At 73.1% G+C, this 24,110-nt stretch carries 27 protein-coding genes; 17 read left to right on the top strand and 10 right to left on the bottom strand.

Translation table 11 applies throughout. The features are described 5' to 3' along the window. Positions 1-2 precede the first annotated feature (2 nt). Positions 3-1,340 carry a CoA transferase gene (locus LTT61_RS32250; RefSeq protein ID WP_233017777.1) on the top strand — a complete coding sequence of 446 codons (1,338 nt, stop codon included), beginning with the start codon at positions 3-5 and terminating at the stop codon, positions 1,338-1,340. Next, the gene (locus LTT61_RS32245) at positions 1,337-2,560 is read left to right on the top strand and encodes an amidohydrolase family protein (RefSeq protein WP_233017776.1); all 1,224 of its coding nucleotides are present in this window, start codon (positions 1,337-1,339) and stop codon (positions 2,558-2,560) included. The genes LTT61_RS32250 and LTT61_RS32245 overlap by 4 nt, the downstream gene beginning before the upstream one ends. Positions 2,561-2,604: 44 nt before the next feature. Here the strand turns inward: LTT61_RS32245 and LTT61_RS32240 are convergent, their stop codons facing one another. From LTT61_RS32240 to LTT61_RS32225, 4 genes are read right to left on the bottom strand one after another with little or no spacing between them, the layout of a single operon-like run. Continuing rightward, on the bottom strand, positions 2,605-3,465 hold the full coding sequence (locus LTT61_RS32240; RefSeq protein WP_233017775.1) for an aminoglycoside phosphotransferase family protein: 861 nt from the start codon (positions 3,463-3,465) through the stop codon (positions 2,605-2,607). 25 nt (positions 3,466-3,490) lie between these two features. Further along, complete coding sequence (locus LTT61_RS32235) at positions 3,491-4,270, bottom strand: phosphodiesterase (RefSeq protein WP_233017774.1); 780 nt, start codon at positions 4,268-4,270, stop codon at positions 3,491-3,493. 34 nt (positions 4,271-4,304) lie between these two features. Then, complete coding sequence (locus tag LTT61_RS32230; protein WP_233017773.1) at positions 4,305-5,300, bottom strand: SDR family NAD(P)-dependent oxidoreductase; 996 nt, start codon at positions 5,298-5,300, stop codon at positions 4,305-4,307. Positions 5,301-5,302: 2 nt separating this feature from the next. Next, complete coding sequence (locus tag LTT61_RS32225; RefSeq protein ID WP_233017772.1) at positions 5,303-5,869, bottom strand: TetR/AcrR family transcriptional regulator; 567 nt, start codon at positions 5,867-5,869, stop codon at positions 5,303-5,305. A gap of 114 nt (positions 5,870-5,983) precedes the next feature. Here LTT61_RS32225 and LTT61_RS32220 point away from each other — a divergent pair, with 114 nt between their 5' ends. The 3 genes from LTT61_RS32220 to LTT61_RS32210 all read left to right on the top strand — a co-directional run bounded on the left by LTT61_RS32220 (position 5,984) and on the right by LTT61_RS32210 (position 8,336). After that, entirely contained in the window at positions 5,984-6,514 is a 531-nt protein-coding gene (locus LTT61_RS32220; protein WP_233017771.1) for an NUDIX domain-containing protein, read from the top strand. A 381-nt stretch (positions 6,515-6,895) separates the two neighbouring features. Then, positions 6,896-7,345, top strand: a complete 450-nt coding sequence (locus tag LTT61_RS32215; RefSeq protein ID WP_233017770.1) for a hypothetical protein — start codon at positions 6,896-6,898, stop codon at positions 7,343-7,345. A gap of 46 nt (positions 7,346-7,391) precedes the next feature. After that, positions 7,392-8,336, top strand: coding sequence for a dipeptidase (locus LTT61_RS32210; RefSeq protein ID WP_233017769.1), 945 nt, complete (start codon positions 7,392-7,394; stop codon positions 8,334-8,336). A gap of 10 nt (positions 8,337-8,346) precedes the next feature. On the opposite strand, the gene LTT61_RS32205 is transcribed toward LTT61_RS32210, so the two are convergent. The 4 genes from LTT61_RS32205 to LTT61_RS32190 form a co-directional block, all read right to left on the bottom strand. Continuing rightward, positions 8,347-9,255 (bottom strand): DUF2797 domain-containing protein, encoded by a 909-nt coding sequence (locus LTT61_RS32205; RefSeq protein ID WP_233017768.1) that lies wholly within the window; start codon positions 9,253-9,255, stop codon positions 8,347-8,349. Positions 9,256-9,290: 35 nt separating this feature from the next. Next, positions 9,291-9,989, bottom strand: a complete 699-nt coding sequence (locus LTT61_RS32200; protein ID WP_233017767.1) for a class I SAM-dependent methyltransferase — start codon at positions 9,987-9,989, stop codon at positions 9,291-9,293. 122 nt (positions 9,990-10,111) lie between these two features. Beyond that, the gene (locus LTT61_RS32195; protein ID WP_233017766.1) at positions 10,112-11,362 is read right to left on the bottom strand and encodes a GAF domain-containing protein; all 1,251 of its coding nucleotides are present in this window, start codon (positions 11,360-11,362) and stop codon (positions 10,112-10,114) included. Positions 11,363-11,472: 110 nt separating this feature from the next. Next, positions 11,473-11,883, bottom strand: coding sequence for a hypothetical protein (locus tag LTT61_RS32190; RefSeq protein WP_233017765.1), 411 nt, complete (start codon positions 11,881-11,883; stop codon positions 11,473-11,475). Positions 11,884-12,054: 171 nt separating this feature from the next. Here LTT61_RS32190 and LTT61_RS32845 point away from each other — a divergent pair, with 171 nt between their 5' ends. The 6 genes from LTT61_RS32845 (at position 12,055) to LTT61_RS32165 (ending at position 16,141) form a co-directional block, all read left to right on the top strand. After that, positions 12,055-12,477, top strand: coding sequence for a hypothetical protein (locus LTT61_RS32845; protein WP_332909219.1), 423 nt, complete (start codon positions 12,055-12,057; stop codon positions 12,475-12,477). Continuing rightward, positions 12,474-12,779, top strand: coding sequence for an SH3-like domain-containing protein (locus tag LTT61_RS32840; protein ID WP_332909218.1), 306 nt, complete (start codon positions 12,474-12,476; stop codon positions 12,777-12,779). The genes LTT61_RS32845 and LTT61_RS32840 overlap by 4 nt, the downstream gene beginning before the upstream one ends. Next, on the top strand, positions 12,776-13,480 hold the full coding sequence (scnC, locus tag LTT61_RS32180; protein WP_233017764.1) for a thiocyanate hydrolase subunit gamma: 705 nt from the start codon (positions 12,776-12,778) through the stop codon (positions 13,478-13,480). The genes LTT61_RS32840 and scnC overlap by 4 nt, the downstream gene beginning before the upstream one ends. Continuing rightward, positions 13,477-13,803, top strand: coding sequence for a nitrile hydratase subunit beta (locus LTT61_RS32175; RefSeq protein WP_233017763.1), 327 nt, complete (start codon positions 13,477-13,479; stop codon positions 13,801-13,803). Before scnC ends, LTT61_RS32175 begins: the two co-directional genes overlap by 4 nt. 27 nt (positions 13,804-13,830) lie before the next feature. Continuing rightward, a complete protein-coding gene (locus LTT61_RS32170) occupies positions 13,831-14,796 on the top strand; it encodes an alpha/beta fold hydrolase (RefSeq protein ID WP_233017762.1) in 966 nt (321 codons plus the stop codon). 76 nt (positions 14,797-14,872) lie between these two features. Continuing rightward, entirely contained in the window at positions 14,873-16,141 is a 1,269-nt protein-coding gene (locus tag LTT61_RS32165) for a cation:proton antiporter (protein WP_233017761.1), read from the top strand. Positions 16,142-16,147: 6 nt separating this feature from the next. Here the strand turns inward: LTT61_RS32165 and LTT61_RS32160 are convergent, their stop codons facing one another. Together LTT61_RS32160 and LTT61_RS32155 are read right to left on the bottom strand one after the other, a co-directional pair. Then, positions 16,148-17,272: a hypothetical protein gene (locus LTT61_RS32160; protein ID WP_233021277.1), complete on the bottom strand. Its 1,125-nt coding sequence runs from the start codon at positions 17,270-17,272 to the stop codon at positions 16,148-16,150. Positions 17,273-17,302: 30 nt separating this feature from the next. Then, a complete protein-coding gene (locus LTT61_RS32155) occupies positions 17,303-19,663 on the bottom strand; it encodes a PEP/pyruvate-binding domain-containing protein (RefSeq protein WP_233017760.1) in 2,361 nt (786 codons plus the stop codon). Between the two features lie 27 nt (positions 19,664-19,690). Between LTT61_RS32155 and LTT61_RS32150 the strand changes: the two genes are divergently transcribed. The 6 genes from LTT61_RS32150 to LTT61_RS32125 all read left to right on the top strand — a co-directional run bounded on the left by LTT61_RS32150 (position 19,691) and on the right by LTT61_RS32125 (position 24,076). Further along, positions 19,691-20,272, top strand: coding sequence for a TetR/AcrR family transcriptional regulator (locus LTT61_RS32150; protein ID WP_233017759.1), 582 nt, complete (start codon positions 19,691-19,693; stop codon positions 20,270-20,272). A 117-nt stretch (positions 20,273-20,389) separates the two neighbouring features. Then, positions 20,390-20,641, top strand: coding sequence for a hypothetical protein (locus LTT61_RS32145; RefSeq protein WP_233017758.1), 252 nt, complete (start codon positions 20,390-20,392; stop codon positions 20,639-20,641). 26 nt (positions 20,642-20,667) lie between these two features. Continuing rightward, complete coding sequence (locus LTT61_RS32140; protein WP_233017757.1) at positions 20,668-21,162, top strand: GNAT family N-acetyltransferase; 495 nt, start codon at positions 20,668-20,670, stop codon at positions 21,160-21,162. Between the two features lie 19 nt (positions 21,163-21,181). Beyond that, positions 21,182-21,943: a class I SAM-dependent methyltransferase gene (locus LTT61_RS32135; RefSeq protein ID WP_233017756.1), complete on the top strand. Its 762-nt coding sequence runs from the start codon at positions 21,182-21,184 to the stop codon at positions 21,941-21,943. 247 nt (positions 21,944-22,190) lie between these two features. Continuing rightward, entirely contained in the window at positions 22,191-22,436 is a 246-nt protein-coding gene (locus LTT61_RS32130) for a hypothetical protein (RefSeq protein WP_233017755.1), read from the top strand. Between the two features lie 314 nt (positions 22,437-22,750). Then, a complete protein-coding gene (locus LTT61_RS32125) occupies positions 22,751-24,076 on the top strand; it encodes a 2OG-Fe(II) oxygenase (protein WP_233017754.1) in 1,326 nt (441 codons plus the stop codon). The last annotated feature ends 34 nt before the right edge of the window (positions 24,077-24,110 follow it).

Here is a 24,110-nt window from a genome sequence, read left to right as displayed (position 1 = left end):
GCATGCCGGAGGCCGCCGAGTCCGGATGCGCCGCCGGCTACCCGCGATCCGTCCCGGAGGTGGCCGTCGAGCCCGGATGGGCCGCCGACGACGGCGGCTCGCCGGGGGCACCCTCCGTTTCCGCGCTGGCCGCGTGGGCGCGGTCGGGGGCGATGGCGCTGACGGGGTTCCCCGGTGAGCCGCCGCTGGCCGCGCCCGGTGTGCCCGCGCTCGTCGTCGAGCGGGCGCTCGAGCGCGTCGCCCGTGCCGCGGCTGTGCGCACCGGCCGCCCGCCGGTGCTGCCCGGTGTCGGCCTGCTCGGTGAGCGCGCCGCCTGCACAGGCTTCACCCGTAACGCGCCCTTCTCCTGCGGCGGCCGGTTCCTGGCCGTGCCCGCGCGCGACGGTTTCGTCGGGCTGTCGCTTGCGCGCCCCGACGACATCGCCCTGCTCCCCGCGCTGGTCGAGCGCGCCGAGTGCCCCGATCCGTGGGCGGCGCTCGCCGATTGGGCCCGCGATCTGCCGGTCCGGACCGCCGACGAGCGGATCGCCCTGCTCGGGCTGCCCGGCGGCGCGCTCGGCTCCCCTGCCACCCGGGAACCGGTGCGCCGCACCTCCGGCGGCCGCCGACGACGCCTGCGCGAGCGTCCCCGGGTGATCGATTTCAGCGCCCTGTGGGCGGGCCCGCTCTGCGCCCACCTGCTGACCCGTACCGGTGCCGAGGTAGTCAAGGTCGAGAGCCGCACCCGCCCCGACGGCGCCCGCACCGGCCCCGCCGGTTTCTACGACCTGCTGCACCACGGGCAGCGGAGCGTCACCGTCGATTTCGACGACCCGGCCGATCGCGACCGCCTGGCCCGGCTGGTGGCAGGCGCCGACCTGGTGGTGGAGGCTTCCCGCCCGCGCGCCCTGCGCCGCCTCGGGCTCGACGCCGAGGGAATGGTCGCGGCCGGGGTCTCGTGGCTGTCGATCACCGCGCGGGGGCGGGGGTCCGACCGCGTCGGCTTCGGTGACGACATCGCCGCCTGTGCCGGGCTGCACGCAGGCGGCGACACCCCGGTGCCCTGCGCCCACACCCCGGTGCCCTGCGGCGATGCCCTCGCCGACCCGCTCACCGGCGCCGTCGCCGCCGCCGAGGCCGCCGAGGCGCTGCTGGACGAGCGCGCCCGCCTCATCGACATCTCCATGCACGACCTCGCTGCGCGGTCCGCGGCCGGACCGGTTGCCGCGCACACGGTGTCGCTCCGCGACGGGCAGTGGTGGGTCGAGTGCGAGACCGGCACCTTCCCGGTCGCCTCCCCCGCGCCGCGCACCGCACCCGGCCCGGCTCCGGGCACGCAGCCGCTGGAGTCACTGCTGTGAGCCGGCTGATCCGCGATGTCACCCTGACCGACCGGGTCGGCCGCGTCGACGTGCGCCTCGACGACGGGGTGATCGCCGAGGTGGGGCCGGGTTTGCGCGCCCGCGGGGAGACCGAGGTCGACGGCGGCGGTGCTGTACTGCTGCCCGGCCTGCACGACCACCACATCCACCTGCACGGCGCGGCGGCGGCGCGCGAATCCGTCGATTGCGCGAACGGTCTCGACGCCCTGCGTTCGGTGGAGACCTCCCGTATCCGCGCGGTCGGCGCCGGAGTCTCGGTCGACCGGCACACCCTGGACCACCTCGTCCCCGACCGCCCCGTCCGCGTCCAGCACCGCTCCGGCGCCCTGTGGATGCTCAACACCGCCGCCCTCGCCGAACTCGAGCCCCTCCCGCACCTGCCCGGCGTCGAACGCGACGCCGCGGGCGAGCCGACCGGCCGGCTGTGGCGCCTGGACGATCTGCTCCGCGGAACCTGGCCGCCCCGAGGCGATCTCACCGCCCTCGGCCGCGAACTCACCGCCTACGGCATCACCGGCGTCACCGACGCCACCCCCGGCCGCACCTCGGTGCCCGCCCTGCCACAACGGGTGACCCTGCTCGGCGAGCGCAAACTGCTCCTGCACGACCACGATCTCCCCGGCTACGACGAACTCCGCGAGCGCATCGCGGCCCTGCACGACCGCGGCCTCCCGGTGGCCGTCCACTGCGTCACCAGGGTGTCCCTGCTGCTCACCCTCGCGGTGCTGGACGAGGTCGGCATCCTCCCCGGCGACCGGATCGAGCACGGCGCCGTCATCCCCGACCCCGCCGCGCTGCGCGGGCTCACCGTCGTCACCCAACCCGGTTTCGTCGTCGCCCATCGCGAAAGGTACCGCGCGGAGGTCGATCCCGACGACCTCCCGCACCTCTACCCCTACGCGAGCCTGCTCGCCGCCGGAGTGCCGGTGCTGCCGAGCAGCGACGCCCCCTACGGCCCGCTCGACCCGTGGGCCATCATGCGCGCCGCCGCGACCCGCGAACTCGTCCCGGGCGAACGGGTTTCGACCCGGACCGTGCTCGACGGCTTCCTGCACGGCGCCGACCTCCGCCCGCGAACCGTCACCGTCGGCGCCCCCGCCGACCTGCTCCTCCTGACGGCTCCCCTGCGCACCGCGCTCGACGCGCCCGATGCGGCGCTGGTCCGGCACGTCTGGATCGACGGCAGGCAGGCGCGGTAGCGGGTCGGCCCCGAGTGACCCCCGGGCGTCGTCGAACCCGTTCGTCATTCGTCCTGCAGCGCGCGGTCGAGCGCGGCGTACCCGGCCGGCTCCCACGTCGGCTTGCCACCGGGCAGCCCGCGCCTGCCCGCCCGCCCGATCGCGATCAGCCCCAGGGCGCGCAGCACCGCCCATCCCCGCGCACGGGCGACGGTGGCCTCGTCGACCGGCCCGTAGGCGTCGAAGAATCGGCTCGACGCGCCCGCGGGCAACACGATCCAGGCCGCCGAGAGATCGGTCGCGGGGTCGCCCGCGCACATGTCCCCGAAGTCGATGACTCCGGCGAGCGTCCCGTCGCGGACGATCACGTTCGCGGGATGCAGATCACCGTGCAGCCACACAGGCGGCCTCTGCCAGCCCGGCACGGCCAACGCCATCTCCACCACCTCGCGAGCCTCGGCCGCGATGCGATCGAGCCCTTCCCGCACGCCGGCCAGCGGGTCACTGCGCCCGAGGTTGACCGGGGCGTCGGCGGGCGCCGCCCTGTGCAGCGCGCGGAGGAATCCGGCCAGGGCATCGGCGGCGTCACCGCCGGTGATCGGCTCCCGATCGCCCGGCTCGCCCTCGACCCAGCGCGCGATAGTCCACGTGTGCGCGAACAGCGCCGACGGCCTCCCGATTCGCACCGGAAGCGGCACCGGCAACGGCAACCGCGGCCCCAGCACCGGCAACCATCGCTGCTCGATCGCCAGCAAACCCGGCGCCCGCTCGGTGCGCGGCAACCGCACCGCCAGCTCCTTCCCCAGCCGCCATTGCTGGTTGTCCCACCCGCCCTCGACATCCCTGATCTCGAGTTCCGCGAGATCGGGATGCTGCTCCCACAGCAGCGCCCGCACCAACTCCTGCCCGAACCGCACTTCCGTCATCGGCGCTCCCCTCGACACACGAAGCCTAGAACGCGCCGATCAGCGCGCCCGCCTCGGTGATCGGCAGGGTGTGGGTGGCCACGCCCGCCCCGGTTCCGACGTGGAGCAGGAAGGCGGGCGGCTCCGCGAGGTACCCCATCTGGCGATCCGCCGAGAGCGTCAGCGAACTCTGCCGATGGGTACTCGGCGCGATCGAGACCTGCGTGCCCGCGAACGGTGCGGAGACCGCGCGGTGCACGTGCCCGGCCAGCACCCGGACGACGTTGCGGTGCCTGCCCAGCACCGCGCCGAGCGCGTCGGCATCCGCCAGCCCCATGGCATCGAGAAACGGGATCCCGACCGGCACCGGCGGATGATGCACGCCCACGAACACCGACGCCGCGGCACGCTCGGCCAGAACCCGGTCGAGCCAGTGCAACTGCCGCTCCCCGACGAGACCCGAGGGACCACCCGGCTGCCGGGAGTCGAGCACGGCAACCGACAGCGCGGGGTGATCGACCACGTAGTGCGTTTCAGCCCCGCCACCGAGCGCGACAGTGCCCGCGAAGGTTTCGCGAACGGCGCCCGGATCGTCGTGATTGCCGACGACCAGGTGCAGCGGCAGCGGAAAGCGCGCGATCAACTCCCGCAACTGGGCGTACGCCGCGCGCTGCCCGTACTCGACGAGGTCACCGGTGATCACCACGCAATCCGGGCGGGGCTCGAGCGCGAGAATCCGGCCCAGCGCCAGGTGCAGGGTGGCAGCCGGTGCACCGGCGAGCGCATCACTGCGCAGGTGCGAATCACTCAGGTGGGCAAGCAGCATGCCCCCATCATCCGGTCTCGCACGGAGCGTCCATTCAGGAGCGCGTGGCGCGTAGCCGTCTGCGGTCGGCGAGCAACTCCTCGAGGGTCTGCCGGACCGGGCGGAAGGTGAGGCCGAGGTCGCGTTCGGCGGCGGAGTTGTCGGCGGGCGGCGAGTCGACGAGGTAGCGGGCGCCCGCCGCGCCGAGTTTGCGCAGGCTCGGCGGGAGCCGGTCGCGGAATCGGTCGGCGAGCGTGCCCGCCGCCACGAGCGCCGCGTCGGGCACCCGGTGGTGCCGCACCCGGCGGCCGCTGATCGCGCTGAGCTGCGCGGCAAGTTCGGCGCCGGTGAGGTGGTGCCCGGCGATCACGTAGCGCCGGGGGCCGAGCCCGGGTTCGAGCAGGCGGGCGTGCGCCTGCGCGACATCGCGCACGTCGGCGATGGAGAAGGCCGCACCCCGCCCCGGAATCCCCGACCGCAGGAAGGCGCCGACGGCATCGCCGGATTCCCCGAACCGCCCGGCCACGGCGGGCCCGAGCACGCTGCTCGGGTAGGTGATCACCACCGGCGCCCCGTCCCGCTGCAGGCCGCGCGCGTACCGCTCGACCCGCGCCTTGGACTCGCCGTAGGCGTCGGCGCCGCCGCCGGGCTGGAGATCCGGGTGCAGCAGCGGGCAGCGCGGATGCCAGAGCGCCACCGCGCTCGACACCGACACCACCGGGTCGAGCCCGGCCGCCACCGCCTGGCCGAGCACGTTCTCCGCCCCGGTCACGGTGGAGCGGATCATCGACTCGGCCGCGGCGGGGTCGAGCGCGACCACCGCTGCCGCGTGCACGACGGCATCGCAGCCGTTCAACGCCGCGCGCACCTGTTCCGCGTCGGTCATGTCGCCTCGGACGACGTCGCCGCCGTCGAAGCCGAGTTCGGCCGCCACCACGGCCGCCCGTTCCGGATCGCGGGCCAGCAGCCGCACGTGGTGGCCGTGGTCGTACACGGCCTTCGCGGTCCACGCGCCGACGAAACCGGTCGCGCCGGTGATCAGAACTCGCATGCTCAGCCGCGCAGCAGCAGCGCGGAGACCGCGGTCAGCCGCTCGGCCATGTCGGTGTAGGAGCCGTACGCCATGCCCGCCTGGATCATGCCGCCGCTGACGGCGATGCTCAGCGCGTCCAGGATCTCCGGCGTGCAGGACGGCCCGGCGGCGCGGCGCAGCCAGCCGGTCATCGCGGTGCCGATGCAGGTGCGCAGCCGCGCCACGTCCGGGTCGCGGCTCAGCACCGCGGCCGAGGCGGCGACGCCCAGCTCGGGCTCCTCCGCCATGAGCTGCCCGAGCTCGGCGAAGACCCCCGCCAGCCGCTCCAGCGGCTCGGTACCGTCGACGGGCTGCTCGCACCAGCGCTGGATCCGGCGCCAGTACAGCTCGGTGACCAGGTGCTGCTTGGCCGAGAAGTAGCCGTAGACGGTGGCGTGCGTCAGCCCGGAGCGCCGCGCGACCTCGCGCATGGAGAGCTGGTCGTAGCCCTGCTCGCGCAGTACCGCCAGCCCCGCGTCGAGCACCCGATCCGCGGTGTCGACCGAGCGACCCCCCAGCGAGCGCCGTCCGATTCCCGTGTCGACCATGAATCCAGACATTAGTCTATACAGGTGTCAATCAGAAGGGCTCAGGACGACTCCGGCCCCTGCCCTTGTTTCGAGGCTGTCCCGTCCCGGGGGCATCTCCGCGACAATGGCCGAATGTCGATCAGGACGCTGGCCTCGAAGGTGATCTACCAGAATCCGTGGCTGTCGCTGCGGGAGGATCGGATCGAACGCGAAGACGGCTCGGCCGGGATCTACTCCGTGATCGACAAACCGGACTTCGCGATCGTCGTCCCGATGGAGAACGACGGGTTCCACCTGGTCGAGCAGTACCGGTATCCGCTGCGCGCGCGGTCCTGGGAGTTCCCCTCCGGCGGGTTCCCGGCCGGGGTCACCGGCCGTCCCGAGCAACTGGCCGCCGCGGAGCTCGGCGAGGAGACCGGGTTCACCGCGGGCCACATGGAGCGGCTCGGCTACCTGCACTGCGCCAACGCCATCACCGGGCAGGGAGCCGATGTGTTCCTGGCGACCGAGCTGGTGCCGGGTGAGCCACGCCGGGAGCAGACCGAGCAGGACATGCGGCAGCGGTGGTTCTCGCGGAGCGAGGTGGAGGGCATGATTCGCGAGGGAATCATCACCGACGGCCCGTCGCTCGCCGCGTACCTGCTGCTTCAGCTCCGCACATAGAGGTCGGACTCCGGTCGCCCGGCCGCGATCTGCCGCACGACCGCCGGGAGAAGCGCGGGGTCGGCGCAGTGCGCGCAGGTTCCAGCCGTTGCGCGAGACTAGAACGCTGACAGCGGGTTTCCCCACCCTGACCACCAGTTCTCGCCACACCGCCGACGTCAGCCCTTGCACGGCCCGGAAGCGACGGCGCGGGACAGCGGTGCGTCCACCGGGTGTCCGGGCGGGGCAGTCCGCGACCACGGGTCCGATCCACCCCCCAACCGCGAGGAATGTTTCAGCGCAACCTGTTTCAGCGAACGCTCCGGGGTGAAGCTCCCACCGTTGCCGACTCCGCGAACGCGGAAGCCGGACAACGGGAAATAGCGACGAAGGGGAGCAGGAATGCGCGTGGTGCGGAATTCGGTGATGGCGGTGCTGGTGTGCGCGGCGGCGACCGCACCGGCGCCATCGGCGCAGGCGGGCGCCGAGCTCAACGGCACCGATCCACGGGAAAGCGGTTGTGCGCGTGACTCGGTCATCACCGCGACCATCCCGCTCACCGACCCGTCGGGAGCCCCGACCCGGCTGGTGCTCACGGTGCGCCGCTCTCCCGGGTGCGATACGCGCTGGATCGATCTGGTCAACCCGTACCCGTCCGGGTACGCGCAGGTGGAGACCTCGATCGCGGTCGCCTACACCGACATCACCAGCAGCCACACCGGCACCGCGACCGGCCTGCACCGCTCCCCGCAGGTCTTCGCTCCGGGCCGAACCTGTATCGAGGTGGGAGCCGTCGTCACCGGCGCGGGCGGGGTGCTCGCCGGCGGCGCGGAGCCGACCACGTTCTGCTGACGCGCCCGCGAAGGTGCCGATGCGCGGGAATGCAGAATCAGTACCCATGAGCCTGCTCTGGGACCAGCACGCGGCACTTCCCCTGCACCTCGACGCCGAGGTCGAACCACTCACCCGCTTCACCCACCCCGGCCCCACCTTCGTCTCGATCAACGCCGGCTACTCCCCGCACGACTTCGCCGCCGCCACCCGCCTGCTGCACCACTACCGCAGCGCCATCACCGCCCACCCCCGGCTGCACCTCGCCGCAACCGCACGGCAGATCCCGGAGACCGCACCGGGAACGATCAGCATCGCCTTCGACCTCGAGGACGCCGCACCCCTCGACGGCGACCTGGACAACCTGCCCCACCTCGCGGCTCTCGGCGTCCGCACCCTGGCCCCGACCTACAACCACGCCAACATCGCGGGCGGCGGCTGCCTCGACACCGACGACCCCGGCCTCACCCGCTGGGGACGCGACCTGATCGAGCAGCTCAACGCGGCAGCGGTGGTCCCCGACGGCTCGCACTGCGGCGCCCGCACCGGGCTCGACATCTGCGCGACCTCCACCCGCCCGGTCGTCTACAGCCACTCGTGCCTGCGCGCGGTGTGGGACCACCCCCGCAACATCACCGACGACCAGGCCAGAGCCTGCGCCGAGACCGGCGGCGTCGTCGGCATCACCGGAGTCGGCATCTTCCTCGGCCCGAACACCCCCACCCTCGACGCGATGACCCGCCACCTCGAGTACGCCGTCGACCTCGTCGGCATCGACCACGTCGGCGTCAGCACCGACCACTCCTTCGACGCCGCGGACTTCCTGCGCGAGATCGCCCGCAACCCGCAGCTGTTCGACGACTCCTACACCCGCTGGGGCCCCATCACCTGGATGCCGCCGGAGACCTTCCTCGCCCTCGGCGACCATCTGTCCCGACGCGGCTGGGCACCCGCCGACCTCGCGGCCGTGCTCGGCGCCAACTTCCTGCGCGTCGCTCAGCAGACCTGGTGAGGGACCGAGCTCAGAACAGCCCGAGCTGAGTCGAGATCCCCGGTGAGCGAACGGAACCCGGCACCACCCGCCGCCCGGCGAGCACCCCGAGATCGGCCAGGTAGCGGTCCGCCTCCTCGTTCACCGTCACCGACGCCACGGAGCCGACCATCGCCCCCACGGTCAGACAGTGGTCACCGGAGGTGAGGGCGTGCGGGTACTCGTCCCCGGCGATCCCGGCATGCTGCGCGGGCGGCTCCCACGGCTCCAGCGGCAGCACGGCCGAGGCGCCCTCCAGAACTTCGCGCGCCTCCTGGACGGCCCACCCGTGCGCGCGCTCGATCTCGGCGGCGGGCCGCGGACGGGAGAGCGCGGTCAGCTTGGCGCTGCGCCGCTTGCTCTGCACGATGTCGAGCGCACCGGAGACCAGGTCTTCGTACTCCCGCGCGGTGACCCCGGAGTCGGCCCAGGCCAGGTAGGTGGCGCGGACGGCGCCCTGCTCGTCGAGGCGGGTCCGCCTGCGGGCGTGCACCGCGGTGCCGACCTTGCTGGAGGCGTCGGCGAAGGTGGCGATGTAGACCCAGTGCGGGCGGGCGACGTACTCACGCAGGCCGTCCGGGATGTAGCCGCCGCGGTGCACGTGGTGGATGAAGCGGAATTCGTCGGCGGCGGCGCACTCCGCGCACTGCCGCCCGGCCACCGCGGGCCGGGCTCCGGGGCAATCCCGGCCCTGCACCTCGCCGGAGGCGGCGAAGACCGCGTGCCCGGTGCAGAACTGCCCGGGCTCAGGCACGCTGAACGCGAGGGTCGTGCCGATCAGCGCGACCGCGGTGCGCTCCCCCGACCCGACCTCGGCCAGGTCCAGGTGCGGGCCACCGCCGGTCCACGACACCGCGCGCACCAGATACCGCTCACCGTGCCGCCAGCCGGCGCGCATCATCCACCCCCACGAGACTCGTCAGCAATCCTTCCAACCTACCCCTCGACCGTGGCCGCAACCACGCTGTACCCCTTCGGATCCCGCCACGCCGTGCCCGGATGCTCCGCGAACCAGCGCTCGGCCTCGGCCGCCACATCGGACAGGACCGCTCCGCGGCGCGGCTCGTCGGGCGCTATCCCGCAGAACGAGAACAGCGCTTCGGCGAAGGCGATCAGGGGGCGCGGCCGGTCGAATACCAGCGCGTTGTCGTGATTCACGACCGTGACGTCGCCGAAAACATCCCGCATCATGTCCGGCACGGTATCGCTGTTCACGGCGGCGTTGAGCATTCCGGAGCGCGGGTGCAAGCCGTGACGGCGGGCGTGCGCGCAGACCAGTTCCCGCGCGCGGGCACAGGTTCGGGCATGGTTGACGGCCACGGCGACGGTCCCGCCCCGGCGGGTGACGCGGCGCAGTTCGGCGAGCGCGGCCGCGGGCTCGGGCACGTGGTACAGCATGTGCCTGGCAGTGCACACGTCGAACTCGCCGTCGCCGAAGGGCAGGCCGCGGATATCGCCGAGCACGCCGGTCACACCGGGAACGGCGTTCGCGGCGGCGACCATGGCGGGCGCGGCGTCCACCCCGACGAGCCGGCCCGAGTGCCCGGCCGCACGCAGTCCGGCGAGGAATCGCGCATCACCGCAGCCGATGTCGGCGAGGTCCTCGGCACCGGTCGGTCGCAGCACCGCCAGCACGGCCGCGGCGGGATCGTCGGCCCGCTCGGAGTGATCCCGATGCGTGGCGATGCGCACCTGCAGCGGCGTGGGATCGGCGTACTCGGTATCCAGCGAGGGGACGGTCAACGATGCCTCCGGAATCAGCGGCCGAGGTAGGCGGCCAACCCGCCCAGCTCCGCACTGGCGATGAACACCGACCGCACGTTCAGAATCGCCTCCTCGGCGTGCGCGGGGCAACCCCACGCCGAATCCCCCCACGAATCCGCGATCTTGATCTCCGCCACGTCGGCACACCCCTCCGGCCCGCCGAGCTGACACCGCTCCGGATGCGGCGCCGCCTCCTGCGCGGCCGCCGCCGACCGCAGCCGCCCCGCGAGCTCGGCGGCCGCCTCGGCCCGCCGCTCGGCCTCGGCCCGCAACTCGTGCTCGGCGCGCAGCGCACGGGCCAGCTCCTCGCGCGCGGCCTCGGCCCGCGCCTCGGCGGCGGCCTTGGCCTGCTCGATGTGGTGGCGTTCGATGGCGAGCGCGGCGGTGCCCGCGAAGACCCGGGCGAGCGCGAGGTCGCTGTCCTGCGGGACGCGCGGGCGCCGGTGATACATGGCGAAGGTGCCGAGCAGGCTGCCGTCGCGGGCCAGGATCGGGGTCGACCAGCAGGCGGCGAGTTCGGCGCGCGCGGCGAGTTCGCGGAAGTCGGCCCAGAAGGGGTCGGTACCGATGTCGGTGACGATCACCGGTTCCCGCCGGTGCGCGGCGGTGCCGCAGGAGCCGACCCCCTCGCCGGTGGCGATGCCGTCGATGGCCTCGTTGTAGAAGGCGGGCAGGCTGGGGGCGGCGCCGTGGCGCAGGTGCGCGCCGTCGGGGTCGGCGAGCAGCACCGAGACCAGGACCGGCTCGGGGACCAGGCTCTCGATCGAGCGCGCCATCCCGTCCAGCACCTCGGCGAGCGGCGCCTGCCTGGCGATGTGCTCGACCAGGATCCGCTGCTCGGCGAGCAGCCGCTGGGCGTGCTTGATCTGGGTGGTCTCGACCCCGATCACCTGGACCCCGCCGCGCCGCGGTTCGACGGTGAGGTCGAAGAACGCCTCCCGCGCGGGCGCGCCGGAGCCGAGCACGACCCGGAGGTCCCTGATGGTGGCGGCCTCGCCCGAGCGGTGCACCCGGTCGAGCACGGCCACGACGTCGCGGCCGGCGGCGGCGGGCAGCAGCTCGGCCAGCGGGCGGCCCGCGGGTTCCCGGTCGCTGCCGATGGCGGTGCGGAAGGCGGGGTTGGCGGACTCGACCACGTGGTCGGGGCCGGCGAGCGTCGCGTACACCGCGACCGACTGCCCGAACAGGTCGCGCAGGTCCTGCTCCGCCGTCGCGGCAGCGGTCTGCCCGGGTATCGCTGTCATTCGTGCCTCGGAATTCGGGTCGTCAGGAGTCGCCCGCGGGCGCGCCCCGGCCCGGTCGGGTAGTCGAGGTCGGGTCAGTAGACCAGACCGGGGCCGGGAAGCGCCAGCGTTCAGGCCGGGGGCAGGACGGTGGCGGGGACGACGACGCTCGGCGCCGGCTGCCCGGGCGCGGGCGGCGGCAGCGTGTCGATCACCCGGACCACGAGGTCGTAGACGGCGGTGGCGAGCTCCGGGTCGTCGGCGGAGATGCCGCCGTGCGCGTTGTGGTCGAGCGCGACGAGGTAGTCGACCATCTGCTCGCCGGTCAGCTCGATCCGGACCATGCCGTCGGCCTCCGGGACGAGCGTCACCGGATCCCCGACGCCGGGATCGCCGAGCCGGACGTCGGTGCGCTGCCACACCTGCTCCGGCATGTGCAGTTCGAACACCGGGACGGCGGCCGCCCGGTCCTCCCGCCCGAGCTGCTCGGGCGGCGATTCCGCACACCCCGTGAGCAGCGCCAGCCCCAGCACGCCCGCCATCAGCCGTGCCCTCGAGAATCCCGCGACCATCTGCCCCGTCCCCTGTCCCGCTGTGCTGTCGACCCCGCATTTCCACCGGCGCGACCGCGTAAACGTCACCACCCTGAGCACGTGTTATGTTCTACAGTCATTGAAAGTGACCTACATCACTGACACCTCCGCGGAGCCGCCATGACTGCACCGGATCGGTTCGACCAGCTCGCCTCCCGCGTCGCCGGGGTGGCGCCGGTCTCGCGCACGCCGCTCGACTCCCCGTACGACATCTCCGACGAGCTCTTCGCCGCGCTGCGCCACGTGCTGCACGACGTCGGCGGCCAGCCCGACATTCCGGTGCCGTACCTGGAGAAGACCGAGGAGGAGTGGGAGATGAACACCTACGTCACCTGCGAATGCCTCGGCTGGCGCGGGGTGTGGAACTCCGAGGAGCGCCGCCGCGCGGAGAACGACCTCGGCGCCACCCTCTACTTCGGGCTGCCCTACTACGCCCGCTGGGCCATGGTCGCGGCGAAGACGCTGGTGGCGAAGGGGTACGTCACCCCCGACGAGCTGAGCGCCAAGCTCGACGAGGTCCGCGCCAGGCAGGCCGCGCGGTGACGGCCCGCCGCTTCGACGTCGGCGACCGGGTCACCGTGCGCGAGGCCACCACCCTGTTCCACACCCGCACCCAGCTCTACACCCGCGGCCGCACCGGCACCGTCGTCGAGCACCGCCCGGAGTGGGTCATCCCCGAGGACGAGGCGTGGGGCCGCGACGACGGCCGCACCGAACCCTTCTACGTCGTCCGCTTCCAGCAGCACGACCTCTGGCCCGGCTACACCGGCTTCCCCGCCGACACCCTGCAGACCGAGATCTCCGAACACTGGCTGACCCCCGCACAGGAGGACGACACGCAGTGACCCACGACCACGACGACCACGCCCCCATCGAAACCGCGGGGCAGATCAGCGAATTCGAGGTGCTGGAGACCGCGATCCGCGAACTCGCCATCGAGAAGGGGCTGTTCTCCCGCGAGGACCACCGCCGCTTCGCCGAGTGGGCCGAGACCGTCGGCCCGCACGGCGGCTCCAAGCTGGTGGCCAGGGCCTGGACCGACCCGGAGTTCAAGGCGCGGCTGCTCGCCGACGGCACCGAGACCTGCAGGGAGGTCGGGATCGACTGGCGCGACCCCACCGGCTCCGGCACCCCCAGCGACTACACCTTCTTCTACGTCCTGGAGAACACCCCCCAGGTGCACAACGTCATCGTCTGCACGCTCTGCTCCTGCTACCCGCGCCCGGTGCTCGGCATGTCCCCGGACTGGTACCGCACGCCGAACTACCGCAGGCGCCTGGTGCGCAGGCCGCGCGAGGTGCTCGCCGAGTTCGGGCTGCACTTCCCGGCCGAGGTCGACGTCCGGGTGCACGACTCCAACCAGAAGTCCCGGTTCATGGTCATGCCCATGCGCCCGGCAGGCACCGAGGGCTGGACCGAGGAGCAGCTGGCCGCCATCGTCACCCGCGACACCATGATCGGGGTCGCGCTGCCGCAGGTCGGCTGGACCGCGCAGAAACCGCCCAGCCAGGCCGAGGACGCCATGCACGGGGAGGCCCGCGGATGACCGCGCCCTACGACGTCCTGCTCGCCACGCTGCCCGCCGGCACCGAGCGGGAACAGTCGCTGCCCGGCCTCGACCGCAGGCCGGACCCGTGGGAGTCGAGCATGCAGGCCACCTGCGAGTGCCTCTCCTGGCGCGGCGCACTCGACAACCTGGAGCGCAGGCACGCCGAGGACGCGCTCGGCGAGACCGTCTACCGCGACTTCCCGGTCCGCACCCGCTCGGCGGTGATCACCGCGCACACGCTGCTCGAGCGCGGCGTGATCGGCCAGGACGAGCTGGCGGCGCGGATGGCCGCGGTGCGGGAGCGGCTGCACCGGGAGTAGTGCACCCGGCTGTGGTTGATTGGGAGGATGTATCGCACCGTCGAACGGCCGGTCCGCACCAATGGCGTGACGCTGCGGGTGACCGAGGCCGGTGATCGCGGCGCGCCGGTCGTGGTGCTCGCGCATGGCTTTCCCGAGCTCGCGTTCTCCTGGCGGCACCAGCTCCCCGCGCTCGCAGGCGCGGGGTATCACGTGCTCGCCCCCGACCAGCGGGGGTACGGCGGGTCGGAGCGTCCGGCGGCCGTCGAGGAGTACGACATCGCGTGCCTCACCGGCGATCTCGCCGGGCTGCTGGACGATGTCGGGGCCGAGCGGGCGGTGATCGTCGGGCACGACTGGGGCGCCACCGTGACCGCCGGGTTCGCGCAGCTGCATCCCGAGCGCACCGAGGCGGTCGCGGTGCTGAGCGTGCCGCCGACGCCGCGCCCGCCGGTCCCGCCCATGCGGGTGCTCGCGAAGCGGTTCGGCGAGAACTTCTACTACATGCTCTACTTCCAGCCGGTCGGGCCCGCCGACGCCGAGCTCGACGCCGATCCGGCGACGGCGCTCCGCCGCCTGCTCAGCGGGTTGCGCGCCGGGGACGACCCTCGCGCCCAGGCCGCCATGCTCCGTCTCGTCGCACCCGGCCCGGAGGGGTTCGTCGACCGTCTGCCCGAGCCCGAGAGCGACCCGGACTGGATCACCGCCGAGGAGATCGACCACTACGTCGCCGAGTTCACCCGCACCGGCTTCACCGGCGGGCTGAACTGGTACCGCAATATCGACCGCAACTGGGAACTGCTCGCCGACGCCCCCACCATCGACGTGCCCGCCCTGTTCCTCGCGGGCACCGACGACTTCACCCTGCTCACCACGCCGCGGCACCGCATGCGCGAGATCCTGACCGGGCCGTACCGCGAGGTCATGATCGAGGGGGCGGGGCACTGGGTGCAGCAGGAACGTCCGGCGGAGGTGAATGCCGAGCTGCTCGCCTTCCTGCGGGGGCTGGGCTGAGACCGTTTCGTCCGGAACCTCCCGGGTAGAGCAGTCTCACTGCCCCGAGAGATAGGTGCCCGCGCGGCGAACGACGATGACCGAGCACAATATCGAAGGCGCCTACCTGGCCGCCGGAATCGCGCTGCTGCTGGCGGCGACCCTGCCCCGCCTGTTCAAGGATCGGGCGATCACCGCGCCGATGCTGGTCGTCGGGATCGGGGCCCTCGCGGGGCTCGTGATCGGACGCACCGGCATCGAGGTGGTCTCCCCGCTCGCGCACCCGGCGGTGATCGAGCACCTGGCCGAGCTGTGCGTGATCGTGGCGCTGATGGGCGTCGGGCTGGCGATCGACCGGCCGCTGCACTGGCGGACCTGGCGCTCCACCTGGCGCCTGCTGCTCATCGCCATGCCGGTCTGCATCGCGGCGGTGGCGGTGTTCGGCTGGTGGGCGGTCGCGCTGCCGCCCGCGGCGGCGGTGCTGCTCGGGGCGGTGCTCGCCCCGACCGACCCGGTGCTCGCCTCCGACGTGCAGGTGGAGGGGCCGACGCCCGGCGAGGGCTCGGACGAGGAGGACGACGAGGTGCGGTTCGCGCTCACCTCGGAGGCCGGGCTCAACGACGCCCTCGCCTTCCCCTTCGTCTACCTGGCGATCATGCTCGCCTCGGCGGGGCCGATCCTGAGCTGGCTGCCCGGCTGGGTGGCGTGGGAGCTGGTCGGCAAGGTGGCGCTCGGCGTGGCCGCGGGGTGGATCGCGGGCGACCTGCTCGGCCGCGGCTTCTTCCGCTTCCCCATCCGCGACGCGCGGCTCGCCGACCGCGGCGAGCCGATCGTGGCGCTGGCCGCGGTGCTCGCGGTGTACGGGCTCACCGAGCTGATCGGCGGGTACGGCTTCATCGCGGTCTTCGCCTGTGCCGTCGCCATGCGGCGGATCGAGCGCGACAACGACTACCACGAGGAGATGCACAGCCTCGTCGAGCAGCTCGAGCACGTGCTGACCCTGGTCGTGCTGCTGCTCCTCGGCGCCGCACTCACCTCGGGGCTGCTGGCGGCGCTGGACTGGCGGGGCGCGCTGCTCGGGGTGCTGCTGGTCTTCGTGGTCCGCCCGGCCGCCGCGTGGCTGTCACTGCGGCGCTGCCCGGAGCTGAACCCGAGGGAGCGCCGGGTGACCGCGTTCTTCGGGGTGCGCGGCATCGGCTCGGTGTACTACGTCGCCTACGCGCTCGCGCAGACCGATTTCGGGGCGGCGGGCGAGACCATCTGGGCGGTCACGGCGTTCACCATCGTGCTGTCGGTGCTCGTGCACGGCGCCAGCGCGGGCTGGGTGATGAGCCGGCTGGACGGGGAGCGCAGCGCGGCGAAGTAGAAGCCCCTACTCCGGCGCCGCCTGGAAGAAGTCGGTGAAGCCGCTGGGCCGGTGCACGCCGATCACGCCGTGCTCGTAGAGCCCCCAGCCGACCCGCGGCTCCTTCCCCTCCTCGTGCCAGACCGCGCGCCCGACATTGTCGGTGAGCCCGAAGGGCAGCCTGCCGACCACCTCGGGCGCGGTCATGTCGTAGTTCCGCCGCTCGGTGAAGTTCTCGCCGTGCCACTGGCCGTGCAGCCAGTCCGGGTCGGGGCTGTACCCGCCGCCGACGCCGATGGCGAGGAACAGCTTCGACTCCAGCTCCAACCGCACCTCGGCGCCGTCGCGGGTGCGCAGCGCGAGCGTGCCGACGGCGGGCAGGCGGGTGCCGGGCCGGTAGGTGGTCGAGACCAGCGGCCAGCCGAGCTGCTCGGTGCGGCCGTCGGGCCAGACGCGGTGGCAGTCGTTGAGGCTGCGCTCGCCGTCGGCGTCCTCCTGGATGATGATCACGACGGCGAAGTCGTCGAAGGCGATCGGGGCGTAGAGCCACCACATGCCGCCGAAGGGCGGGTCGGCGGGGCGCCCGGCGGGTTCGGCCTCGCCGATCGGGCGCAGCCCCCAGGAGCGGTCACGGGTGCCGGTGAAACGGTCGGGGGTGACCGGGTAGACGGTGCCGTCGATGCTGATCGAGCCCTCCCAGGTGCCGACCTGGGCGAAGCGCTGTGCGTCGATGATGGTGCGGTGGCTGCCCGAGCGCATGACGTGGCGCTGCTCCGGAATGGCGGGGAACGAGGCGCGCCAGGTCATGTCGACGGCGATGCCCTCGGTCTCCGCGATCACCAGCCGCGAGGTGGTCAGCGGCTCGACCACCTCCAGCCGGTAGTTCCCGCAGTGCTGGTTCAGCCGGTCGCTGTCGATCGCGTCGCCGAAGTGCAGCGCGATCTGCTCCTCGCCGCGGCGGACGACGAAGAAGGCGTCCTTGGTGCCCAGGTTCGGGTAGTAGCCGATGCCGGTGATCAGCATGAGCTCGCCGGAGTGGTCGAGCGCGTTCCAGTAGGACCGGTCGTAGAAGTTGCGGTCGCCGCCCACCCATTCGATGGGGGCGGGGATCTGGTGGATGGGGTACTCGTCGAGCGGGAATACCCCGGGCACGTGCGGCACGTTCGGCTCCTCGGATTCGGTTCAAAGACGGCTGATCAGGGTCACCACGCCGCGGTCGCCGTCGACCCGGACGTGGTCGCCGGTGCGCAGCGCGGTCGTCGCCACCAGGGTGTTCACCACACACGGCAGCCCGTACTCGCGGGCGACGACGGCGCCGTGCGAGACCGAGCTGCCGATGTCGGTGACCAGCGCGGCGATCACCGCGAAGTACGGGGTCCAGCCGACATCGGTCACCGGGGCGACGAGCACCTCGCCGGGGCGGAGGTCGCGCGCCTCGACGATCGACTGCGCCACCCGGACGGTGCCGTCCACCACGCCGCGCCCGGCGGGGCGGCCGACGATCTCTCCATCGGCCGGGACGGCGACGGCGGCGCGCGGCGGGGCGGGCTCCGGCCGCCCCACCGAGACGTCGGGGAAGTGCAGCGCGGCCTGGAACGGCAGCGCCCGGCGGCGCTGCTCCGCCCGCGGCACGAGGGAGGTGTCGCCTTCGACGAGCCGGGCGAGTTCGGCGCGGTCGAAGAAGAAGACGAGGTCGGCGTCGGGCAGCTCGCCGCGCTCGCTGAGCACCGCGCCGAGGTGCCGGTAGCCGCGCTTGAGCCGGTGCGCGACCTGAGCCATCCGGGACTTCGTCTCCTCCCGGCCCCTGGCCCCGCCCTGAGCGAGCCGGGCAAGCAGCCGCAGCGCGCCGCGGCGCGGACCTGGCGCCGCGGCCCCCTCGCGGTCCGGCGCGGGGGCGCGCAGCATGATCTGCATCATCGAGCCGAGCCCGTCGGGGTCGTCGGCCCAGGATGGGTCGCGCATGCACAGCTCGCGGTAGCCGCGGTGGCCGTGCCGCGCCAGGAATCCGCGCAGCGCCGCCCCGGCCGGGCTCGGCGCCGCCAGCAGCGCTTCGACCGCCTCGGCCGGTGCCGCCGCGAGGAACGCCGCGGCGACGTCCGGGTCGGCGGCGAGCAGGGTGATGACGCCGGTCAGCTGCTCGACCATGACGACGCTCTCCACGTCGGTGGCCCCGGCGAGCAGCCGGATCGCCTCGGCGCGGCCGTCCGCCTCGCTCGCGCCCCGCCGCACGGCGGCGCGGATCAGCCGCTCCTCCAGGATGTTCGCCGCCACCGCCGCCCGCGACGAGGAGCGGACGTGGGTGAGCGTCACCCGGCGATACAGCTCGACCCCGGCCTCCAGCTTCGCCAGGACGACCCGCGGATCGCGCCCGGAGATCACCGGGAACCCGTCGATCTCCGCGGCAAGCCCGCGGATCGCCGGGCCGACGCTGAGCGTGAAGGCGCTGAGCCGCACCGTGTTCCGCAACCGCTGCCCGAACGGCTTGGGCGGCGCCGCCTCCAGCTCGTCCACCACGCGGCCGCAGATCGACATCGAGAACTGCTCGCGCGAGTTGCCGAGGATGCCCGAGCTCAGCGCGGTGCCCTCGCTCAGGTTCAGGAACATGTGGCCGTAGAAGTAGCCGACCTGCGGCCAGCGCTCCTCGTACCCCCGCTGCACCCCGCCCATGACCTGCACCATCTGCATGGCGTAGTCGATGGCGTACCCGCTGACCGCCGCGGTCAGCGGGCAGAACGCACCCGGCATCATCTCGCCGATATTGCAGCGGGTGTAGACGTGCCCGGCGGAGACGGGGGTGTCCATCTCGTCCAGCTCGCCGGGCAGGGTGGTGATCGGGCGGGCCTGCAGCCACCACAGCGTGCCCGCGCGGTCGATCGCCCACTCCAGGTCCAGCGGCCGACCCCAGTGCGCGGCGGCGGTCTGCGCGCCGGTGCGGATGGCGGCGAGCTGGCCGGGCGCGAGCACCGGGTGCGGGCCGACCTCGCTGGTCACCGTGGTGCCCGCGGCGGTGAGGACGTGGTGGTCCGAGTGCCCGGAGCCGTCGACCAGGCTCTCCCCCAGCCCGTGCACCGCGTCGATCACCAGCAGGTCGCGGCGCCCGGAGACCGGGTCGGCGGTGAAGACCACCCCGGCCGCGGCGGCGTCGACCAGCTGCTGCACCACGACGTGCATGGCGCCGCCGGAGCCGTAGTGCGCAGCGCGGCCGGACCCGGCGGAGGCGACGCAGCGGTGCACGGCGGCGACCAGGTCGCGCTCGGTGCCGACGCCGAGCACTGTCTCGTACTGGCCGGCGAAGGAGAGCTCGGCGCCGTCCTCCCCCGCGGCCGACGAGCGCACCGCCACCGGCGTCGATCCGGCGGCCCGCATGCGCGAGAATCGTTCCATGACGGCAGCAGCAGGGACCGCGGCGGCGTCGGCGATCGCGAAGCCGGGCGGCACCGGCAGGCCGAGCCGCATCAGTTCGGCGAGTCCGCTCGCCTTGCCGCCGAAGCTGTCGTCCGTGATGTCGCGCAGGTCGGCGACCACGGGTCCGGTAGTGCCCACGGGCGAAACGTTACGCGTGTCACGGAAATGACGGAGCAGAATGGGCGACCCCGCGACACCCGGATCGATTCGGCGGTCCTGAGCGCGGCGGCCGAGCTGCTCACCGAGGTCGGCTACGCCGATCTGACCATGGCCGCCATCGCCGACCGGGCGGGCACCTCGCGGCCCGCCGTCTACCGGCGCTGGCCGAGCAAGGCGCACCTGGTGCACGAGGCGGTGTTCCGCGAGGCCGACACCTCGGCCGTCGCCGCCACCGGCGCGCTGGAGACCGACCTGCGCGCCGTCGTCACCCGCACCGTCGCGCTGCTCACCTCGCCGCTGGCCCGGCTCGCCGTCCCCGGCCTGATCGGCGAGGCCGCCGCTGACGCCACCCTGAACCAGCGGCTGCTCGACCGCTTCGCGGTGCAGGGCTGGCGCGGGCTGGACGGCCACCTCGCCGCCGCCATCGAGCGCGGCGAGCTGCGGCCCGGCTTCGACGGCGGCGTCCTGCTGGAGGTCGTGATCGGCGCGGCGCTGGCCGCCCTGCTCATCCGCGGACCGGACGGGCTCACCGACGCCTGGGTGCACAGCACGACGCGACTGCTGCTGGACGGGCTCCGCGCACCCTGAGCACTGATCGGCAGCGAAGCGGCGGAACGTTTTTCGTCATTCCGATCGCACCGATTGCCCGACGGGTGCCGGAGCACGAGCATGGATCCCTGGCCGGTACGGAGGAGGGGGTCGGGGATGACGGGCGCACGGTACGACCCGCGGTGGCGGCGGGGGCGCTGGTCCGGGCGCGGCGGCGGAGCTGTTCGCCGAGCGCTGCTCGGGTTGCTGGCCGAGGTGCCGCGCCCGCTGCTCGCCGGGCACGCCGCGGTCTCGGCGCTGGCGTCGGTGGGAGGACGCGCCGCCGAATACGGCACCCACGACCAGCTCATCGCCCGCGAAGGCCGCTACCGGCGGCTCTACGAGCAGCAGCGCGAGGCGTACGAGTGACACCCGCTGTCCGACCTGGGCGGGCGATGGGTGCCGCGCTCGAGACCGCGCGGCTGTCGCTGCGCCTGTTCGACATCGGGGATGCCACGGAGTTGCACGAGATCTTCGCCGAGCCCGCGCACACGATCGGCGAGGGGCCGGTGTCGGAGATCGCGTGGACGCGGGGCTGGATCGGGCGGCGGATGGACGCGTACTGGACGAACGGGTTGTGCTGGTACGGATTGCGGGAGCGCGCGAGCGGGATGTTGCTCGGGAACTGCGGGGTGTTCGCGGGGCGCACCGGCGTCGAGGAGCCGGAAATCGGGTACGCGATCCGGTGCTCGCATCGAGGCCATGGCCTGGCGCGCGAGGCCGCCGCTGCGGTGCTGCGCGAAGCGCTGGCGGCGGGGGTGCCGCGCGTCTGGGCGACCATTCGGCCGCACAACACCGCGTCGATCCGGATTGCCGAGAGCGTCGGGCTACGTTGCCACAGCACCCGATTCGATAGCAAGGGACCGCTTCTCTACCTCTGCACGGAGTGAATTCCCATACCGTGGCTGCATGGAAGAGGACAGGGGCCACGACCTCCCGTTCGGCGCGGCCGCGGCCGCGTATGCCGAGCACCGCCCCGACTACGCACCGGCGGCGGTGCGCTGGGCGCTGGAGCTCGCACCGGGCTCGCGGGTGCTCGATCTCGGCGCCGGGACCGGGAAGCTGACCGGCGTGCTGGCCGCACTTGGCACCGAGGTGGTCGCGGTCGAGCCGGACCCGGCGATGCTGGCCGAACTACGTCGCGCACTGCCGGAGGTGCGCGCCCTGCGCGGTAGCGCTGAGGCGATCCCGCTTCCGGACGACTCCGTCGACGCGGTGGTGGCGGGCAATGCCATGCACTGGTTCGACATGGCCGCGGCGGGGCCCGAGCTGACCAGGGTGCTCGTGCCGGGCGGAACGGTGGCGGGGCTGTGGAACGTGCTGGACGACCGGGTCGGCTGGGTCGCCGGGCTGGAACGGGTCAGTGGCCGCGTGGTGATCGGCCCCAGGGACACGCGCAGCCGCTGGCGCACCGCGACCGGTCCGTTTCTCCCGACGGCAGGCCGGTTCGGCAAACCGGAGCAGGCCGAATTCCCGCACGGTCAGCGCCGCACCGCCGACACCCTGGTCGCGACGCTGGCAACCCGCGCGGGCGTACTCACCCTCCCCGAGCAGGAGCGAAACACCCTGCTCGACCGCATCCGCACCTACCTCACCAGCACCCCGGAAACCGCGAGCGGCGAATTCGTGCTGCCGATGCGCACCGGCGTCCAGCGCGCCCGCACGAGGTGAGCCGAACCGCTTCGCCGTGGCGCGCCGACGGCGCGCACCTCGGCAATCATCTCGTCGCCGCGGAGGTGCTCAGCGAAATTCCCGACCCGCGACCGGATTCGGGACGCTGACGCACCGGGGCAGAACGCGACAGATCACGGTGGGACGCGCCGAAATTCCCCGCGACCGGTGCCGCCGGGACGCGGCGCGGGGAAACTGGTGGGTCGATCGGGTCCGTGGGGCACGAAGGAACGGAAGGTGGTCCGGCGTGCCTCCGCAGTGGTACCGATTCGTTCTCGCCGGCGAGCTCGACCCCGAGCAGCTCTCCGCCTTCCCCGACCTGATCCGGGCGCTCGGCGCGGCGGCGGGAACGACGGTGCTCTCCGGCCCCGCCGACACCACGCGCGACCTGCAGCTCCTCCTGGCCCGCTTCCGTCAGCGCGGCCTCACCGTGCTGGGCAGCTTCCGCCTGCCCGAGGCACCGGACTTCGGGCCGCTGCCCGGCCGGGAGTGAGGGGGAATTCGGTGCGGATGGCGCCGGGCCGAGCTGCGTAACACATCTCGACCCGGACCACCGGTATCCGACCGCCCGGGTCGTGGCGGCTCAAGCCGAACCCGGACAAGCTGAGTGTAGCCGAAAGCTAGGGACTTTGGTCCTTTAAAGGACATCAATTTCGGTGAATTTCGGCGGGGCCCGTCGGTTCCCCGTTCACCTGCGACGATGCCGATGGCCCTGCGGCCGGGCAAGTCCCAGTTCCGGGACGACGCGAACCTGTCACCGGTCCCGGCTACGTTCTGCCGCATGAGATCTGCGCTCCGGCGGCGGCCATGACCGACCAGACCCTGCCCGACATCGTCGAGTTGCTCCGTTCCACAACGGCATCCGGTTCTTTCGCCACCCACGGCACCCTGCACACGACTATCGCCGTCGAGGTGGACGGCGTCGGCCCGCTGGCGTTCCCCGTCCCGCCCGAGCAGGCGCGGCAGCTCCGCGCGCTGGCCGCGCCCGCGCAGTTCGGCCGCGGCGAGCAGACGCTGCTCGACCCGGCGGTACGCGACACCTGGAAGGTCCCGCTCGACCGGGTCCGGGTCGACGGGGGCGGCTTCGCCGCGGTTCTCGACACCGTCCGCGCCGAGCTGGGCCTTCCCGCCGGCTGCGCGCTGCGCGCCGAGCCGCATTCGCTGCTGGTCTACGAACCGGGCCAGTTCTTCCGCAGGCACCGCGATTCGGAGAAGGCCGACGGCATGATCGGCACGCTGGTGCTGACGCTGCCGACGGAGTGCACCGGCGGCGAACTCGTCATCGAGCACGGCGACCGGCGGCTGCACACCGAGAGCGCGGCCGACGCGGTGGGCTACGTGGCCTTCTACGCCGACTGCGAGCACGAGGTGCTCCCGGTGACCGAGGGGTACCGGATCGCGTTGACCTACAACCTGATCGCGACCGGCGACACCCGCCCCGCTGACCCGCCACCGGCGACGGGTCCGCAGCTCACGGCCGCGCTGCGCACCTACTTCGGGACACCGGTCCCGCTCCCGCACTGGCGGCGCGGCGACGGCCCCGAGCACCAGGCGCCGCAGCGGCTGGTGTATCTGCTCGACCACCAGTACTCGCAGCGCGGGCTCGGCTGGGATCGGCTCAAGGGCGCCGACGCGGCGAGCGCGGCGGCCTTGCGGGCGGCCGCGGGGACGGCCGGGCTCGCCGTCGAGCTCGCCCTGACCGAGGTGATCCACCACCACCGCACCGACGCCTTCATCTATGAGCTCGGCATGATGGGCAGGCGCCGGCGGTGGGAGTTCGCCGACGGCGAATGGGCGCTGGTCGACGACGAGTGGGAGTCGATCGAGGGCGACGAGGACGAGGAGGATATCTTCGGCGAGCCGAGCGACCACTCGGCGAGCGACCACCCGGACGCCAACCGAACCGGCGCCGACGAGCCCGAAGTCGTCATCACCACCCTGACCTGGCGTCTCGATGCCGACGGAACCGGCCTGGCGGTCTCGGAGCAGGTGCACGACGACGAAATTCGCTGCGCCACACCGACGCAAGCACTGCAGGAGCACGCCTACGAGGCCGAGGGGTACACCGGCAACGAGGGCGACACCATCGAGCGGTGGTACCGGCGGGCAGCCGTCGTGGTGCGGGCCGGATGAGACCCGCCTGAGCCCGGGGCGGTATCGGCGTCCG

This window comes from Nocardia asteroides, assembly GCF_021183625.1.
GTDB classification, from domain to species: Bacteria; Actinomycetota; Actinomycetes; order Mycobacteriales; family Mycobacteriaceae; genus Nocardia; species Nocardia asteroides_A.
Note: the sequence above shows the minus strand (reverse complement) of the source record. Positions and strands in the feature narration are given on the sequence as shown.